The following is a 16,340-nucleotide window of genomic DNA, read 5'->3' as shown; positions in this document are numbered from 1 at the left end:
ATAGGTTGGGGGTGGAAGTGCAGTAATGCATGGAGCTGACCAATACTAATCGGTCGAGGGCTTATCCTAAAGAAAAACGCAATGGAGTTTCGGATCCAGTTTTCAGGGTGTAACACCTTGAATTAAGCTTGATATTTAGTATAATATGTAGAATAACTAGTTTGATTATCGCTAAGTGCGTCTATTTATTTGGAGAGATACCCAAGTGGCTATAAGGGGACCCTCTGCTAAGGGGTTAGACTGCGAAAGTGGTGCGAGGGTTCGAATCCCTCTCTCTCCGCCATTTAGGACAAGCTTGCAAAATATTATGTTATGGCGGTGTAGCTCAGCTGGCTAGAGCGTACGGTTCATACCCGTGAGGTCGGGGGTTCGATCCCCTCCGCCGCTACCATACATACCCAGGAGGCTTAGCTCAGCTGGGAGAGCATCTGCCTTACAAGCAGAGGGTCGGGGGTTCGATCCCCTCAGCCTCCACCACCGTGCCGGTGTAGCTCAACTGGTAGAGCAACTGACTTGTAATCAGTAGGTTGGGGGTTCAAGTCCTCTCGCCGGCACCATTTATGAAAAATATAGGGAACTGTGGTGTAGAGGCCTAACATGCCTGCCTGTCACGCAGGAGATCGCGGGTTCGAATCCCGTCAGTTCCGCCATTTTTCAATTTTATAGTTTATCCGTACTAAAGTGGGAAGGGGAATCCCTCCGCACTTTATTTTTTGTTAGTGGGTATGGCTCGGTAGCTCAGTCGGTAGAGCAGAGGACTGAAAATCCTCGTGTCGGCGGTTCGATTCCGTCCCGAGCCACCTTTATATGGAGGATTAGCGAAGTGGCCAAACGCATCAGACTGTAAATCTGCTCCCTTACGGGTTCGGTGGTTCGAATCCATCATCCTCCACCAGTTTTATGAGCCATTAGCTCAGTTGGTAGAGCACCTGACTTTTAATCAGGGTGTCGAAGGTTCGAGTCCTTCATGGCTCATCGAAAGTCATCAACTATAGGTTGATGACTTTTTTTGTTGTATAGGTTATGTTTTTAATCACTTTTTTATTTTACGGTATCGACAGGTTATAATGAATTCATTATGTTCGCTTTGTGCATATTCAATAAAAGTGAAGTGGTGATCGCGTGACTCTGAATACGGAATGGATTCAGCAACAGCTTCAGAATATTATTCAAGCGCCTTTTACCATAGTGCCCTGTTGTTCGGAAATGTTGGCAGAAGGTCAAACAGTGGATTCAGTTAAACCGAGTAGATCGTTTATACGTGATAGCAAGTTATATTTCCCGTTTCGTGCATTGGCGGGTGAACTGGCTGCCTTTATGGTAGAGGCCAGACACTTGACCGATCGGGAACGACAGTTGGTAGAAGCGCTGTTGGGGAACATGGAGCAGGTTTGGCGGAATGGGGGACGATTGTCGACGAATCCGATGTATAGCGAGGAAGAGCGGATGAATCGTTTTGGACAATGGCTCATACAGCAGGCTGCCAATTTGCACAATGAAGAAGAGGTTCCCGAAGAATTGCAGCTTCGCGAGTCACTCTCGGCGTGCATGGTTCTGATTTTACTCAATGGTGAGGGAACACAGGAGGGAGGGATTGCCTTCCCGCAGCTGCATCGACTGTTGGCCAGTTATTTTGGTGGAGAGGTGCTGCTTGTTCCACTCGATAAGCAATCTTGGCTGATTATGGCTAAAAAAGAGCTCCTGTTAGGATCAGATGACGAACGGGATAAAGATACTGAAACCAGGGATGCAGATTTTACGGAATCGCTGGAGGAGGTTCTTACGGCTTTTAGTTTGGGCTTATACGAGCTTATCGCGAACGAGTGGGTGGGTATATTCCATTTGGCGGTATCCAAGCCGTTTGTACCTTCACTAAATCTACCCAATGAGCTAAATATGTTATGGGAGACGATTCACCTTGGGAAAATTTTTCATGTAACAGAGCACATCCACTTTTCATGGGAGCTTCATTTGGAAAGGCTGTTAAACCGCATTCCCAAGGAACAACGGATACTGTTTTTGGAGCAGCTAATGAAGTCGTCTGTCATATTGAAAGACCCAGAAACGGTGGCTACATTGGATATCTTTTTTCAACTGGACTGTAATGTAAGTGAGACAGCTAAGCGTCTGTATGTACACCGGAATACGCTGATTTACCGTCTGGACAAAATTAAACAGGAAACGGGATTGGATGTACGGACGTTTAATGACGCAGTTTTGGTGAAGCTTTATCTACTATTGTATAAAGTGACAAAAAGGAAATAGCATTTTTGTGCAGTTTGCGAATAGCCATGCTTTGGGGACTAGGGTAAGATACAAGTAGAAAATGTATTCGATTTCAAAACTTGATCTTGGGGAGGCAAAAGCTATGGCTGGTGTACGTTTAGAGCATATTTTCAAGAAATATCCGGGTGCAGATAAAGCTACGGTTGTTGATGTCAATTTGGACATTCAAGATAAAGAATTTCTCGTATTGGTTGGTCCTTCCGGCTGTGGGAAATCTACTACACTCCGTATGATCGCTGGTCTGGAGGAAATCTCGGACGGTAAATTGTACATTGGAGATCGTGTTGTGAACGACGTGGCTCCAAAGGATCGCGATATCGCGATGGTATTCCAATCCTATGCCCTGTATCCGCATATGAACGTGTACCAAAACATGGCTTTTGGTCTGAAGCTTCGCAAGGTGAAGAAAGAAGAAATTGATAAACGTGTACGTGAAGCGGCTAAAATCCTTGATATTGAGCATCTGTTGGATCGCAAGCCGAAAGCGCTGTCGGGTGGTCAGCGTCAGCGTGTTGCCTTGGGACGTGCGATTGTACGTGACCCGCAAGTCTTCCTGATGGATGAGCCACTGTCCAACCTGGATGCCAAGCTGCGTGGTCAGATGCGTGCGGAAATCACTAAGCTGGCTAAGCGTCTGGAAACGACCGTAATCTACGTAACCCATGACCAGGTCGAAGCAATGACGATGGGTGATCGGATCGTAGTCATGAAGGATGGTATTATCCAACAAGCTGCATCCCCGGATGAACTGTACAACCGCCCAGTGAATCTGTTCGTGGCTGGTTTTATCGGTTCTCCTACGATGAACTTTATCACAGGTAAGCTGATTGAAAGAGAAGGTGCGCTGCATTTTACTGCACCAGGTCTGGATCTGTTTGTGCCTGAAGGTAAAGGACAGATTTTAAAAGCGAAGGGTTATATCGGTAAAGAAGTGATTTTGGGTATCCGTCCTGAGGATATTCATGAAGAGCCTGTATTCCTGGAGGCTTCTCCGAATACGATCTTTACATCCACTGTGGATGTAACGGAAAATCTCGGTCATGAAATGCTGTTATACCTGAGTGGTGCCGGAAATGATACGATTATTGCCCGTGTAGACGGACGTTCCAATACTCGTGACGGTGTCAAAGCGAAGTTGGCTGTCGATATGAACAAGGTTCATATTTTCGATAAAGAATCGGAATTGAGCATTTTGGTTGGTGAATAAGACCAGCCTGTGCAGAGAGTCGCCGTTTTCCCGATCGGGAAATGGCGGCTCTTTTTGTATATGTCCTACAGCTACCAGCTTCGGCATTGCATTCATTGGAGAATTCCGATACGATGGGTACAATGGTACAGGTCTGGGTTCAGGCAAGCTTTGTAGCAGGATCAAAGGTGTGATCAATCCAACGGTCGGAACAGAGGTAGCCTGAAATCATATGATTGAATACAGCGAGGCTTGAGCTGGTACAGGATGGACTGGCGTGAGCTGTATAGTTAATAGGATAAAGCTACATAAATCAAATAACGTATAGAATCCGGTTTTGCAGATGAAGGAGAGAATACGATGGCTAAAAGGGTAAAGGTATCCGAGCTTGTACAGCAGTTTCAAATGGAGGTTATTTCCGGTGAAAAGGGTCTGCGCAGACTCATCACAGTCGACGATTTGAATCGTCCGGGTTTGGAGATGGCCGGGTATTTTGAATACCATACACAGGAGCGGGTGCAGCTTTTGGGGAGGTCTGAGTTGGCTTTTCTGGGTATGCTGCCTCCTGAGGAGAGACGGGATCGGATGGAGCGTTTGTGTACAGAGCTGACTCCGTGTATCATTATCACGCGTGGTTTGGAAGTACCAGCTGAGTTAGTGGACGCGAGTGCTGAGCGAGATGTACCTGTACTGCGAACCAATATGGCGACGACGATTTTATCAAGCCGGATTACGGGTTTTCTGGAAAGAAAGCTGGCTCCTACAGCGACCATTCATGGTGTACTGTGTGATGTGTATGGCGTAGGTATGCTTATCACAGGCAGTAGTGGAATCGGTAAAAGTGAAACCGCGCTGGAGCTGGTTAAGCGTGGACACCGTTTGGTAGCGGATGATGCGGTGGAAATTCGGCAAACGTCTGATTTTCAGCTGCATGGCACGGCACCTGAGTTGATTCGTCACCTGCTGGAAATTCGGGGCGTGGGTATCATTAATGTGATGACGCTGTTTGGTGCAGGTGCTGTTCGTAATAACAAGCGGATTACATTGGTTGTCCGTCTGGAGGCATGGCAGCAGGACAAGCAGTATGACCGTCTTGGCCTAGATGAAGAAACGACACGTATTATTGATACAGACGTTCCGCTCGTTACGATTCCAGTTCGGCCGGGCCGAAATTTGGCTGTTATTATCGAGGTGGCAGCGATGAACTATCGTTTGAAACAAATGGGCGTTAACGCAGCCCTGCAATTTACGAATAAGCTGACCGCCACGATTTCCGAAGATATGGAAGATATGGATTAAAGGTCGGTGTTTGCAAGGAAGATAAAGGAGTGAGCGAAACATATGTCAACGGCAACATTATTGCTGAATCCGATTGCTTTTTCCATCGGGGCAATTAAGGTCCACTGGTATGGGCTAATTTTGGGGCTGGCGGCGCTTGTGGGGCTATATCTGGCCATCCGTGAAGGAAAAAGATTCGGTATTCCGCAGGATTTTTTTATGGATATGCTGCTTCTAGGCGTCCCATCGGCTATTATTGGAGCGCGTATTTATTATGTGGCCTTCAAATGGGAAGACTACAGAGATAATCTATGGGATGTTTTCAAAATTTGGAATGGTGGTATTGCGATCTATGGCGCGTTGATCGGCGCGATCATATGTGCAGTCATTTATTTCCGCTATAAAGGGTATAACTTCTGGCGTATCGCTGATATTTGTGCGCCGGGTCTACTGATCGGTCAAGCGATTGGACGCTGGGGTAACTTTGTCAATCAGGAAGCTTACGGTGGACCGACGGAAGAAACCTTTTTGCGGAATCAACTGCATTTGCCGGATTTCATTGTGAATCAGATGAATGTTAACGGAGTATTCCACCACCCTACGTTCCTGTATGAATCGCTGTGGAGTATCGTAGGCGTGATTTTGTTGCTTGTGATTCGCCGGATGAAGTTTGTACGTGCGGGTGAAATGTTTGCCTTTTACTTCATTTGGTATTCTATCGGTCGCTTTTTCATCGAGCGGGTGCGGACAGACAGCTTGGCCTTTCAGGGGCCGGACTGGATGGCTTCTTTTCTGAATGCTCTGTGGTCTCCTATGGTGTGGCTAGGGTTTGAACCAGGGCACTTGGACCCGAACTACGGCAACGTACGGATTTCACAGCTGCTTGCTATCTTCATCATTGTAGCTGCCGTGATTTTTATCCTGGTTCGTCGTCGGAAGGGCTCATCCGTTGCGAGATACAGCGACCCGATTGTCTCCAACAAGACGGGGATTGATCAGGTACCTGATGTGACGCCAGAGCAAGCATTTCGCCCAGGACAAGATACGGTTCCTCCAACTGTTACAGCGGATAAGCTTTCTAAGGAGGAAACGGACGAGGATAAGAAGGAGCATCTATGATAAACACGATTTTGTTTGATTTGGATGGCACCATCATGGATACGAATGAACTGATTATTAGCACGTTTTTGCACATTTTCAACCATCCGGATGCTGATCCGCTAACTCGGGAGCATATTATTCCCCATATGGGTGGAACGCTGGAAGATCAGCTCCGTACTTTTTCGGGATTAACGGATGTATCTGAGCTGGTTAAAGGCTACCGTGCTTATAATCAGATTCACCATGACCGAATGGTGAAGCCATTTCCGTATGTGATTGAGGTTATTCAGGAGCTGCGTGCACGGGGAATTAAGCTAGGGGTCGTGACAACCAAAATACGACAGTCCACGACACGCGTACTTGATCTGTTCAATCTAACCTCCTCGATGGACTATATTGTGACGGTAGACGATGTGGAGCATCCGAAGCCGCATGCAGAGCCAGTGCTTACAGCATTAGCTGGCTTGAACGCTGAAGCGGAGCATACGTTGATGGTCGGAGACAGTTCCTTTGATATTTTGTCAGCCCAGGCGGCAGGTGTGAAATCTGCGGGTGTTGCCTGGTCGCTCAAGGGCGAGGAAACGCTGCGTGGATATGGACCAGATTATATGTTGCATGATATGCGCGACTTGCTGAAGCTGGAGCTTCAAGGTGTCAATGTATCGTGAGAAAGGTGAAACGCTATCCCGTAGAAGGTCCTAATGCATTGTGGCAGATTTATCGGACGGTGAGTCCTTGGAAAGGCGTTAAAAATTTTATTTTTATACAGCTTGCCCGGTATTGTCCTGTGCTTTCTCTGAAAAACGTCATTTACCGCAGAATGCTGGGTATGAAGGTGGGGCAACATTCGGCCTTCGGCCTGATGGTCATGGTAGATGTCTTTTTTCCAGAGCATATTACGATCGGAAACAATTCGGTCATCGGATATAACACGACCATACTGGCCCATGAATACCTTATACAGGAGTATCGTATCGGTGAAGTGGTGATTGGGAATGACGTGCTGATCGGTGCAAACACGACCGTTTTGCCAGGTGTTACCATCGGTGACGGAGCTATCGTAGCCGCCGGAGCGGTGGTGCATAAAGATGTGCCTGCTGGGGCGTTTGTAGGCGGTAATCCATTGCGTGATTTGAGACGCTCCGGTGTAGGCGAATAATAAATAGCATAGCAAGAAGGTCTCTTATAGATTTTAAGGGGCCTTTTTGCGTTGTTTTTCTGTATAATAGTAGGGAAATGGATGTTGGTTATGTTTAAAAATAGAAAATAAGTATATTTACAAGGCGATATGGGAGCGTGTTGATTTGGTCAAAAAGGAACGTGTACCGGAGCTTGATATTTATCGAGGGATATTGATTGCGGCCGTTGTTACTATTCATGCGACTTCAATGGCTTTGATTGATGCGCGTCATTCTCTATTATTTTATCCTTTTTTATTTTTAAATGTGTTTAGCAGTTTTGCGGTCCCGGTGTTTATTTTTGTAAGCGGGTTTGTCTTATTTTACAATTATGTGGATAGGCCGCTTCGGGGTAAGCATATGCTTGTGTTTTTTCGGAAAAGACTGATGTTTATTGTGTTACCCTATGTTTTGTTTTCACTGCTCTACTATTTGACCTTGGTGACACGCGGACTGATGCCGCTCAGTGATCTTCCGCTGGTGCTGTTAACAGGAAAGGCATATACGCATTTGTATTATGTTATCATCATTATCCAATTTTATTTGGTCTTTCCGCTGTTGCTGTGGGGAGTGCAGCGTTTACGGGAATGGATATGGAGCCCACGGAAAGCAGCCTTTGTTATTTTGACAGCAGGGTTGGTCATTCAATGGGGGTTTGTATTACTGAACAAATACGTTTGGGGAGTGGAAAGAGGAAGTCTTGCAATTACATATACCAGTTATTTTGCTCTAGGTGCAGCTGTAGCGATTGGGTATGAAGGGTTTAAAAAGTGGCTTTTTCCGTTGCCAGGGACGTCGATCGGTCGCAGGCAGCTGGTCAGCTGGTGTGCCATGTGGGCGGTTTGGCTATTCGTGGGTATAGCTTATGTGCAGATATGGTTTGTAGCATATCGCAAAGCCATCTATGCAGACTCACTGGTCTATGAACTGCTACGCAATGCACATGCCCTCGTATCTGCGCTAGTGCTGTTTCAGTTTTCTGTTTTCTTCTATCGTCATGCGAATGCTAGGCTGCGAGCGTGGATCAGTTGGATGGGTGCATGTTCTTTTGGTATTTATTTACTTCACCCGGCATTATTGCGAGTGTATCGCAAGCTGGATCTGCATGGAACGCCGATAGAATATATTTTCTCGATTGCCGGCGGATGGTTGCTGGCACTATTTGGCTCATGGCTGATTGTGACGTTATGTTTTCGATACCTACCGTTTTCCTGGGTCGGATTGGGCACGATTCCGAAACTGCCTTCCCGGACTAAAGGCGAGCAGGTGAGTGGCTAAATATTTTAAGATGGACTGTTGGCTGAGAGGCTGATAGTCTTTTTTAGTTTATAGAGCACGTCGATAGATGTTTTTCTTATAGGATTCATGAATTCGGCAGTGGATACAATATAGAAAGGGGGAGCACCGTGATGAGAACTCTAAAAATGGGCTGCTCCGTCGGTTGACGTTCACAAGTAGGGCATGATAATATATCGAATATACTTTAGTTTGTTAGCACTTTACCATGATAAAGATATTGTGAAATCATGAGGTGATAGAAATGTCTAAGCCAAAAGGGTTTGAAATTCCTGTAGGGGTTCGGGATTATCTACCACGTGCAGTGTCGAAGCTGCGGGCGATTGAATTGAATGTGCTGGAATGCATGGAGCGTTGGGGCTACCGTCAGATTATGACGCCTACGATGGAATATTACGATACGGTGGGGGTGGCTAGTTCCACCTCGGATCAGAAGCTGTTTAAGCTGCTCAATAACCGGGGGACCACGCTGGTGCTGCGGTCTGATATGACTGCGCCAATTGCGCGGGTGGTATCGTCGCTGCTGAAGGAAGAGGAAGTGCCGCTTCGGCTTTCCTATCATGCCAATGTATTTCGGGCAATTGAAGAAGAGGCAGGAAGAGAAGCCGAGTTCTTTCAGACGGGTGTGGAACTGGTAGGCGATGATTCGCCGGAGGCTGATGCGGAAGTTGTAGCATTGGCGATTGCATCGTTGCAGGCGGCAGGAGTTGCCTCTTTTAAAATTGCGATGGGACATGTGGGATTCCTGAACGGCTTGTTCGAGGAAATCATTCCAGGTCGCCAGGCTGAGCAGGAGGCGCTAAAGGAGCTGCTGCTGGGCCGTGATGTAGTGGGCTACCGAACAGCGATTGAGGCTTTGGGCTTGGCTGCTGAACATCGGGATAAGCTGGAGGCTATTCTTCGGCTGCGTGGTGGAAAAGAAATCTGCGAACAGGCTACCCGTCTTAGTGTGGAGCAGCAAACGCTCCAATCTATTGCACATTTGTGCGAGGTGTGGGAAGTACTGGAGGCTTACGGCGTATCTGAGCATGTGTTAATTGACCTTACTATGATCGGAGATTTCTCATATTATACAGGAATGACTTTTGAGGGCTATGCGGCGGAGATTGGATTTCCCGTCTGCAACGGAGGTCGCTATGACAATCTGCTCCAGCAGTTTGGTCGCTCCGTACCTGCGACAGGGTTTGCGCTCAAGACGAATCGAATCGTTGATGGTGTAGACGGTATTGAGATTGAGACGAAGCGTCCTGTACTTATCCTTTATGACGAGCAGGGGCGTCAAGAGGCGTTATCGGCTGCGGCGCAGCTTCGTTCAGCCGGTCGGATTGTGGTTACAGGCTTGACGGGAGGGCCAGAAGATGGGCGGCGCCAGCAGCAGGACCTATATGCAGAGGTATACAGCTATACAGTCGCAAAAAGGCAACCGGTACAAGGGAGGGAACTGCCATGACGGAAACATTGAAGGTAGCCATGCCGAAGGGACGGATCTATAAGCAGGCTTCCGAGTTGTTTCGCCGAGCGGGGGTCCCGATTCCGCAGGATGTGGACGATACGCGCAAGCTGGTGATTCCGCTGCCTGAGCTGGGAATGGAATTCATCATGGCGAAGCCGGTCGATGTTCCTACGTATGTGGAGTATGGGGCTGCGGACATTGGCATTGTGGGCAAGGATGTATTGCTGGAGGAAAACAAGGATGTGTACGAACTGCTGGATCTGGGAATCGCCCGTTGCCGGATGTCAGTTATTGCTCTGCCGGATTGGCAGCCGGGTATTCGCCAGCGGGTCGCTACCAAATATCCGAACGTGGCTTCCCAGTATTTTCGGGAGCAAGGCCAGCAGGTGGAGGTTATCAAGCTGAACGGTTCCATCGAATTGGCGCCCTTAATCGGCCTGGCAGACCGTATTGTGGATATGGTGGAAACCGGACAGACCTTGCGGGAGAACGGATTGGTCGAGCAGATCAGCATTCTGGATATTACCAGTCGCCTGATTGCCAATCGGGTCAGCTATCGGATGAAAAACGGCTCGATTCAGGCGTTGTGTGACCGATTGAATCAGGTGATTCCAACTGCGGTGACACCCAAGGACTTAATGAACTAGTGGAAGAGGACAATGGCTAAGAAGCATTCTGCAAAGCAAGCTGCAAGTGAGGGGGAATGGACAAATGAAGATCGTATCAGCCCGTGATTTCAGTCTCCAGCGCGAGGTGGATTACGGTACACCAGAGCAAAATGAGGCTGTTCGTGCCATAATTCATTCGGTGCGGCAGGAGGGAGATGCAGCTGTCCTGCGGTATACGAAATCGTTTGATGGTGTATCGCTGACGGCGGAGCAGCTTCGTGTGACAGATGAGGAATTGAAGTCGGCATATGACAAGGTGGAGCCTTCTTTTATACAGGCGATTCGAGAGGCGGCGGATAATATCTGTGCTTTTCACATGAAGCAAAAACGGAATTCGTGGATGGATTGGCAGCCGGACGGCAGCCTGCTCGGCCAGATTATCCGGCCATTGCAGCGTGTAGGCGTGTATGTTCCAGGCGGTAAAGCAGCCTATCCATCCTCGGTGCTGATGAATGTCATTCCCGCTCAGGTGGCTGGTGTACCGGAGATTGTCATGGTGACCCCCCCGGCAACAGGCGGCAAGGCGGGAATTGATCCATATACACTGGTAGCTGCGGCAGAGGCTGGTGTGACGGAAATATACCGGGTGGGCGGAGCGCAGGCGATTGCCGCTCTCGCTTACGGGACACATCGCATTGAACCAGTCGATAAAATTTGCGGTCCCGGCAATATTTATGTAGCGCTGGCCAAGCGTGAGGTGTACGGTGCGGTGGATATCGACAGTATTGCCGGACCAAGTGAAATTGTTGTGCTGGCTGACGACACGGCAAATGCCTCTTATGTAGCGGCAGATCTGCTGTCGCAGGCTGAGCATGACGAAATGGCCTCGGCCATTCTGGTTACGCCCTCGCAACGTTTGGCGGAAGAAGTATCAGCTGAAGTACAGCGCCAATTGACCGATCTGCCGCGTAGAGATATTGCTTCTGCTTCAGTAGAGTCCTACGGGGCCATCATTGTTGTTGACACGTTGGAAGAGGGCATCCGTATTGTCAATCGGCTTGCGCCAGAGCATTTGGAGATCATGACAGAGCAGCCGATGGAGCATGTGGGTCTGATTGAAAATGCGGGAGCTATTTTTCTAGGAGCGTACAGCTCGGAGCCGGTAGGCGATTATTTTGCTGGACCCAATCACATTATTCCGACGAATGGAACCGCGCGGTTCTCTTCGCCAGTGGATATTGATGATTTTATCAAGAAGTCGAGTATGATCTATTACAGCAAGGAAGCGCTGCTGCGCAATGGAGAGACGATTATGCAGCTTGCCCGGCATGAAGGGCTGGAAGGTCACGCGCGGGCGATACAAGTGCGATTGGACAATGAAAAGAAGGCGGTGGATGGCGATGGTGAACGAAAATAACGTAGCAGGACGCGCAGGCAGCGTCAGCCGGAAGACGAATGAAACGGATATTCAGCTGTCCTTTGCAGTAGATGGGACAGGACAGGCCGAGATTGAAACGGATGTTCCTTTTCTCAATCACATGCTGGATTTGTTCACGAAGCACGGACACTTTGACCTGAATGTGCAGGCCAGAGGGGATGTTGACATCGACGATCACCATACCGTGGAGGATATTGGCATCTGTCTGGGGCAAACCTTGCTGGAAGCACTGGGTGATAAAAAAGGAATCAAGCGCTATGCCAGCGTCTTTGTACCGATGGATGAGGCGCTCGCGCAAGTCGTCATTGACCTCAGCAACCGACCCCATTTTGAGTATCGTGCAGAGTATCCGTCACAGCAGGTGGGGAGCTTTTCGACAGAGCTGGTGCATGAATTTCTGTGGAAGTTTGCATTAGAGGCTCGTATGACGCTGCACGTCATCGTTCACTACGGGCAAAATACCCACCATATGATCGAGGCGGTGTTCAAAGCACTGGGACGTGCGCTGGATGAGGCGACCTCCATTGATCCACGGGTAACGGGAGTGCCTTCAACGAAGGGAGTGCTGTAGGCCATGTCCATTGCTATTGTGGATTACGGCAGAGGCAATCTGCATAGTGTGAGCAAGGCGGTTGAGCGTCTTGGCTATGAGGCTGTAGTTACAGGAGATGCTCAAGTGATTCGTTCCTCCAGCGGTGTGATTTTACCGGGTGTAGGTGCATTCGGAGATGCGATGGAGCATTTGCGCTCCAGTGGATTGGATCGGGTTATTCAGGAGGTGGCCAGCGCTGGACAGCCGCTGCTTGGTGTTTGCTTGGGCATGCAGTTGCTGTTCACTCGCAGTGAAGAATACGGCAGTCATGAAGGGCTTAATATTTTACCGGGCGAGGTCATTCGGTTTGCGCCCAATAGGGGCGTTAAGGTGCCGCATATGGGCTGGAATCGTCTGCGTATGACACAGCCGGATCACCCGTTGTTGCAGGGCTTGGAGGAAGGGCATGTGTATTTTGTACACTCCTATCATGCAAAGCCTGAGGTTGAAACGGACCTGCTGGCGGTGACTGACTACGGTGGGCCTGTAACGGCTATCGTTGGCAGAGGCCATGTATATGGCATGCAGTTCCATCCGGAGAAGAGTGGGGAAATGGGCTTAAAGCTGCTTCGTCAGTTTTTGGAGCTGGCGGAGGCGGCAAAGCGCACGTAACTACTCATCAGTCTGCGGGAGGGTGGTACGGCCGGCTTTGGGCGTTGATTGATGTGAAGGCCTATAAATGTTGAATAGCTCACAAGGGGGTCATACTTTGTTCACGATATATCCGGCGATTGATATTCGCGATGGCAAATGTGTACGGTTGGTGCAGGGAGATTACAACCAGGAGACGATATACAATGAAAATCCGGTGGATGTAGCCCGGGAATGGGCGCGTCAGGGCGGCTCCTACATTCATCTGGTTGATCTGGACGGTGCCAAAGCGGGCCACCCGGTGAACGATGAGTTAATCGGTCGTATCGCTTCTGCGGTGCAGGTGCCTGTACAGGTGGGTGGCGGCTTGCGTACACGCGAGCATGTGGAGCGACTGTTGTCATTGGGCGTGAGCCGCGTGATTTTGGGCACGGCGGCAATTGAGGACCGCGCCTTTACCGAAGCGGTATTAGCTGCCTATGGTGATCGAATCGCTATCGGTCTGGATGCACGAAATGGCTATGTAGCCACGCGCGGATGGCTCGAAACCTCGGAGGTACGCGCGGATGAACTGGCTGCCGAACTGGCCGCCAAGGGGGCGGAGACATTTATTTTTACAGACATTTCCCGCGACGGAATGATGCAGGGCCCGAATGTGGAGGCGATCGTAGCGCTTGCGAAAAGCAGCGGACGTACCGTAATTGCTTCCGGAGGTGTCAGCCAGATGGATGACCTGATCACACTGAGCGCGCATGCACAGGAAGGTGTAGGCGGTGCCATTGTGGGTAAGGCATTGTATACAGGGAGCATTGATTTACAGGTCGCCGTACAAGCTGTAGCAAGGGCATAGGGGGAGTAAACATGCTGGCTAAACGTATTATTCCCTGTCTGGATGTAAAGGATGGCAGGGTGGTTAAGGGCGTCAATTTTGTAAATTTACGCGATGCGGGCGATCCGGTGGAACTGGCGGCGCTGTATGACCGGGAAGGTGCGGATGAAATTGTATTTTTGGATATTTCCGCATCGGTTGAAGGTCGTGCCACCATGGAAGCGGTCGTTTGCCAGACGGCCGGAGAAATCTCTATTCCCTTCACGGTCGGCGGCGGGATATCCCATGTCGACGATATGAAACGCATTCTGCGTGCCGGGGCTGATAAAATTGGCGTGAATACGGCGGCTGTCCGTAACCCTCAGCTGATTGCGGAGGGTGCGCGCAGCTTTGGCTCACAATGCATCGTTGTTGCGATTGATGCCAAGTACAACGAGGCGTGGGGCGAGTGGGAAGTATATACGCACGGAGGCCGCACACCATCCGGTATCCGCGCTTTGGCCTGGGCCAAGGAGGCTGAACAGCTGGGGGCTGGAGAAATTCTGCTGACTAGCATGAATGCGGACGGAACCAAGGATGGATTTGACCTGCCACTCACGGCTGCGGTGTCGGATACGGTGGGGATCCCGGTTATTGCGTCCGGTGGAGCTGGCAAGCAGGAGCATTTTTATGACGTGTTTACGGCGGGCAAGGCGGATGCTGGACTGGCAGCCACGATTTTTCACTATAAAGAAATAGGAATCCCTGAGCTAAAACGGGATTTGAAGCGCAGAGGAGTGGAGATACGATGAGCAACGAATTAAACCAGCAGCTATCTCTGGAGCAGATATTGGATAATATCCGCTGGAATGAAGCAGGGCTTGTCTCAGCCATTGTACAGGACGATGTTACGCTTCAGGTGCTGACCCTGGCCTATATGAACCGCGAGTCGCTGAAGCTGTCTCTGGAATTAGGAGAGACCTGGTTTTGGTCTCGTTCCAGACAGGAGCTGTGGCATAAGGGGGCAACCTCCGGCAATACGCAAAAAATCACCTCCATCCAGCTGGATTGTGACGGTGATGCTCTGCTTGTGCGTGTCATTCCGAACGGTCCTGCCTGTCATACAGGAGCAACGAGCTGCTTTTCCCGTGAGATTTCTGCGTCAGGAACGGCTCTGGCATCTGCCACTGGCAATGCAGCGACGGGCCAAGCGCAGGCGGCTAAGATGGACGGCACGGCCAACGCAGTGGCAAACCGCTTTGAGGTACTTGCCCAACTGGAGGCGATCATTAAGGAGCGTGAAGAGACACGCCCTGAAGGAGCCTACACGACCTATCTTTTTGATAAAGGTGTAGACAAAATCCTGAAAAAGGTTGGCGAAGAAGCATCCGAAACGATCATTGCCGCCAAAAATAAAGATAATGAGGAGCTGCGTCTGGAGGTCAGCGATTTGATTTATCATCTGCTGGTGTTGCTGCAAGAGCGCAAGCTGCCGCTGGATGATGTGCTGGCTGAGCTGAATCGTCGTCATGAGCGTCCTCGTCGTGATTAAAATGGGTGTTATGGTGCAGAAAGGGGCGAGGGCCGCATGAAAATGGACTATCATACGCATCATGCCCGGTGCGGTCACGCGATAGGAAGCCTGGAGGAGTATGTGCAGCAGGGGATTCGGCTGGGTCTGGATCAGCTCGGTTTATCGGATCACATGCCGTTGCTGCATGTAAAACCAGCTGACTATTACCCGGAAATGGCGATGCCAATGGAGGAACTGCCCCGATATGTAGAAGAGTGTCTGGAACTGAAGGACCGCTATAAAGGCCAAATTGACATTCGTGTCGGCCTGGAAGGCGACTACATTGAGGGTTGGGAACGAGAAATTGAAGATATTATCACAGCGTATCCGTGGGATTATGTGATTGGCTCCGTCCACTTTCTCGGTGAATGGGATGTCACGGACTTCCGTCAGGTACACCATTGGGAGGGCAAAAATGTGCTGGAGGTATACCGCACGTATTACGATGCGGTTTCCAAGGCGGCAGCTACCGGCTTATATGACATCATGGGCCATCTGGATGTCATTAAGCGCTTCGGCTATCATCCGAGGCCGGAAGAAGAGGAGGAGCTGCGCGCACTGGAGCGCTCCACACTCTCAGCCGTCGCCCACAGCGGTCGGGCGATGGAGCTGAATGCATCAGGGCTATCCAAGCCCTGTGCGGAAATGTTCCCGAGCCGCCGCATGCTGGAGGAGGCATTATCGCTAGGCATCCCGCTGACCGTAGGTTCGGATGCCCATGATCCGGCGAAGCTGTCCGAGCATTTGGAGAAGGCGCGTGCTCTCCTATATGAGGTCGGCTATCGCGAGCTTGCGGTATTTCAGCATCGCGAGCGTGCGTTGGTGCCGCTGACGCTTTAATTTTCCGCGTTTACTTGATCTAAATAGTTATCCAGTCCCTAGCCGAACGCTCCCTTTTGAAGAGGATAACGCGCTCGGCTATTGGTGTATCCTCTTATAAGTGCCTAGCGGT

At 49.8% G+C, this 16,340-nt stretch carries 16 protein-coding genes and 8 tRNA genes; all 24 read left to right on the top strand.

The window, feature by feature from the left end:
* Window positions 1–191 precede the first annotated feature (191 nt).
* The 24 genes from KQI_RS0120190 (at window position 192) to hisJ (ending at window position 16,228) form a co-directional block, all read left to right on the top strand.
* A tRNA-Ser gene (locus KQI_RS0120190) sits at window positions 192–283 on the top strand.
* A gap of 31 nt (window positions 284–314) precedes the next feature.
* A tRNA-Met gene (locus tag KQI_RS0120185) sits at window positions 315–391 on the top strand.
* A 10-nt stretch (window positions 392–401) separates the two neighbouring features.
* Window positions 402–477 (top strand) — tRNA-Val (locus KQI_RS0120180).
* 4 nt (window positions 478–481) lie between these two features.
* Window positions 482–557, top strand: a tRNA-Thr gene (locus KQI_RS0120175).
* Between the two features lie 16 nt (window positions 558–573).
* Window positions 574–650: transfer RNA gene (locus tag KQI_RS0120170), tRNA-Asp, on the top strand.
* 77 nt (window positions 651–727) lie between these two features.
* Window positions 728–800: transfer RNA gene (locus KQI_RS0120165), tRNA-Phe, on the top strand.
* Between the two features lie 9 nt (window positions 801–809).
* A tRNA-Tyr gene (locus KQI_RS0120160) sits at window positions 810–895 on the top strand.
* A 7-nt stretch (window positions 896–902) separates the two neighbouring features.
* Window positions 903–975: transfer RNA gene (locus KQI_RS0120155), tRNA-Lys, on the top strand.
* Window positions 976–1,122: 147 nt separating this feature from the next.
* Window positions 1,123–2,265 carry a PucR family transcriptional regulator gene (locus KQI_RS0120150; RefSeq protein ID WP_010348680.1) on the top strand — a complete coding sequence of 381 codons (1,143 nt, stop codon included), beginning with the start codon at window positions 1,123–1,125 and terminating at the stop codon, window positions 2,263–2,265.
* 103 nt (window positions 2,266–2,368) lie between these two features.
* Complete coding sequence (locus KQI_RS0120145) at window positions 2,369–3,493, top strand: ABC transporter ATP-binding protein (protein WP_010348679.1); 1,125 nt, start codon at window positions 2,369–2,371, stop codon at window positions 3,491–3,493.
* A gap of 339 nt (window positions 3,494–3,832) precedes the next feature.
* Window positions 3,833–4,771 carry an HPr(Ser) kinase/phosphatase gene (gene hprK, locus KQI_RS0120140; protein WP_010348678.1) on the top strand — a complete coding sequence of 313 codons (939 nt, stop codon included), beginning with the start codon at window positions 3,833–3,835 and terminating at the stop codon, window positions 4,769–4,771.
* A gap of 42 nt (window positions 4,772–4,813) precedes the next feature.
* On the top strand, window positions 4,814–5,869 hold the full coding sequence (gene lgt, locus KQI_RS0120135) for a prolipoprotein diacylglyceryl transferase (RefSeq protein WP_010348677.1): 1,056 nt from the start codon (window positions 4,814–4,816) through the stop codon (window positions 5,867–5,869).
* Window positions 5,866–6,519, top strand: a complete 654-nt coding sequence (gene ppaX / locus KQI_RS0120130; RefSeq protein WP_010348676.1) for a pyrophosphatase PpaX — start codon at window positions 5,866–5,868, stop codon at window positions 6,517–6,519. Before lgt ends, ppaX begins: the two co-directional genes overlap by 4 nt.
* A complete protein-coding gene (locus KQI_RS0120125; protein ID WP_010348675.1) occupies window positions 6,516–7,010 on the top strand; it encodes an acyltransferase in 495 nt (164 codons plus the stop codon). The genes ppaX and KQI_RS0120125 overlap by 4 nt, the downstream gene beginning before the upstream one ends.
* 145 nt (window positions 7,011–7,155) lie before the next feature.
* The gene (locus tag KQI_RS0120120; protein WP_010348674.1) at window positions 7,156–8,307 is read left to right on the top strand and encodes an acyltransferase; all 1,152 of its coding nucleotides are present in this window, start codon (window positions 7,156–7,158) and stop codon (window positions 8,305–8,307) included.
* A gap of 262 nt (window positions 8,308–8,569) precedes the next feature.
* Window positions 8,570–9,775 (top strand): ATP phosphoribosyltransferase regulatory subunit, encoded by a 1,206-nt coding sequence (locus KQI_RS0120115; protein WP_010348673.1) that lies wholly within the window; start codon window positions 8,570–8,572, stop codon window positions 9,773–9,775.
* A complete protein-coding gene (gene hisG / locus KQI_RS0120110; protein ID WP_010348672.1) occupies window positions 9,772–10,425 on the top strand; it encodes an ATP phosphoribosyltransferase in 654 nt (217 codons plus the stop codon). The genes KQI_RS0120115 and hisG overlap by 4 nt, the downstream gene beginning before the upstream one ends.
* A 64-nt stretch (window positions 10,426–10,489) precedes the next feature.
* Entirely contained in the window at window positions 10,490–11,803 is a 1,314-nt protein-coding gene (gene hisD, locus KQI_RS0120105; RefSeq protein ID WP_010348671.1) for a histidinol dehydrogenase, read from the top strand.
* On the top strand, window positions 11,787–12,395 hold the full coding sequence (gene hisB, locus KQI_RS0120100) for an imidazoleglycerol-phosphate dehydratase HisB (RefSeq protein ID WP_010348670.1): 609 nt from the start codon (window positions 11,787–11,789) through the stop codon (window positions 12,393–12,395). Before hisD ends, hisB begins: the two co-directional genes overlap by 17 nt.
* Window positions 12,396–12,398: 3 nt before the next feature.
* A complete protein-coding gene (gene hisH / locus KQI_RS0120095; RefSeq protein WP_010348669.1) occupies window positions 12,399–13,028 on the top strand; it encodes an imidazole glycerol phosphate synthase subunit HisH in 630 nt (209 codons plus the stop codon).
* Between the two features lie 97 nt (window positions 13,029–13,125).
* The gene (gene hisA / locus KQI_RS0120090) at window positions 13,126–13,857 is read left to right on the top strand and encodes a 1-(5-phosphoribosyl)-5-[(5-phosphoribosylamino)methylideneamino]imidazole-4-carboxamide isomerase (RefSeq protein WP_010348668.1); all 732 of its coding nucleotides are present in this window, start codon (window positions 13,126–13,128) and stop codon (window positions 13,855–13,857) included.
* 11 nt (window positions 13,858–13,868) lie between these two features.
* On the top strand, window positions 13,869–14,627 hold the full coding sequence (gene hisF / locus KQI_RS0120085) for an imidazole glycerol phosphate synthase subunit HisF (protein ID WP_010348667.1): 759 nt from the start codon (window positions 13,869–13,871) through the stop codon (window positions 14,625–14,627).
* Window positions 14,624–15,367 (top strand): bifunctional phosphoribosyl-AMP cyclohydrolase/phosphoribosyl-ATP diphosphatase HisIE, encoded by a 744-nt coding sequence (hisIE, locus tag KQI_RS0120080; protein ID WP_010348666.1) that lies wholly within the window; start codon window positions 14,624–14,626, stop codon window positions 15,365–15,367. The genes hisF and hisIE overlap by 4 nt, the downstream gene beginning before the upstream one ends.
* 36 nt (window positions 15,368–15,403) lie before the next feature.
* Window positions 15,404–16,228, top strand: coding sequence for a histidinol-phosphatase HisJ (gene hisJ / locus KQI_RS0120075; protein ID WP_010348665.1), 825 nt, complete (start codon window positions 15,404–15,406; stop codon window positions 16,226–16,228).
* Window positions 16,229–16,340 lie beyond the last annotated feature (112 nt).

Source organism: Paenibacillus peoriae KCTC 3763 (assembly GCF_000236805.1).
Taxonomy (GTDB): Bacteria; Bacillota; Bacilli; order Paenibacillales; family Paenibacillaceae; genus Paenibacillus; species Paenibacillus peoriae.
The sequence above is the reverse complement of the archived record's forward strand: the minus strand, read 5'-3'. Positions and strand labels throughout refer to the sequence as shown.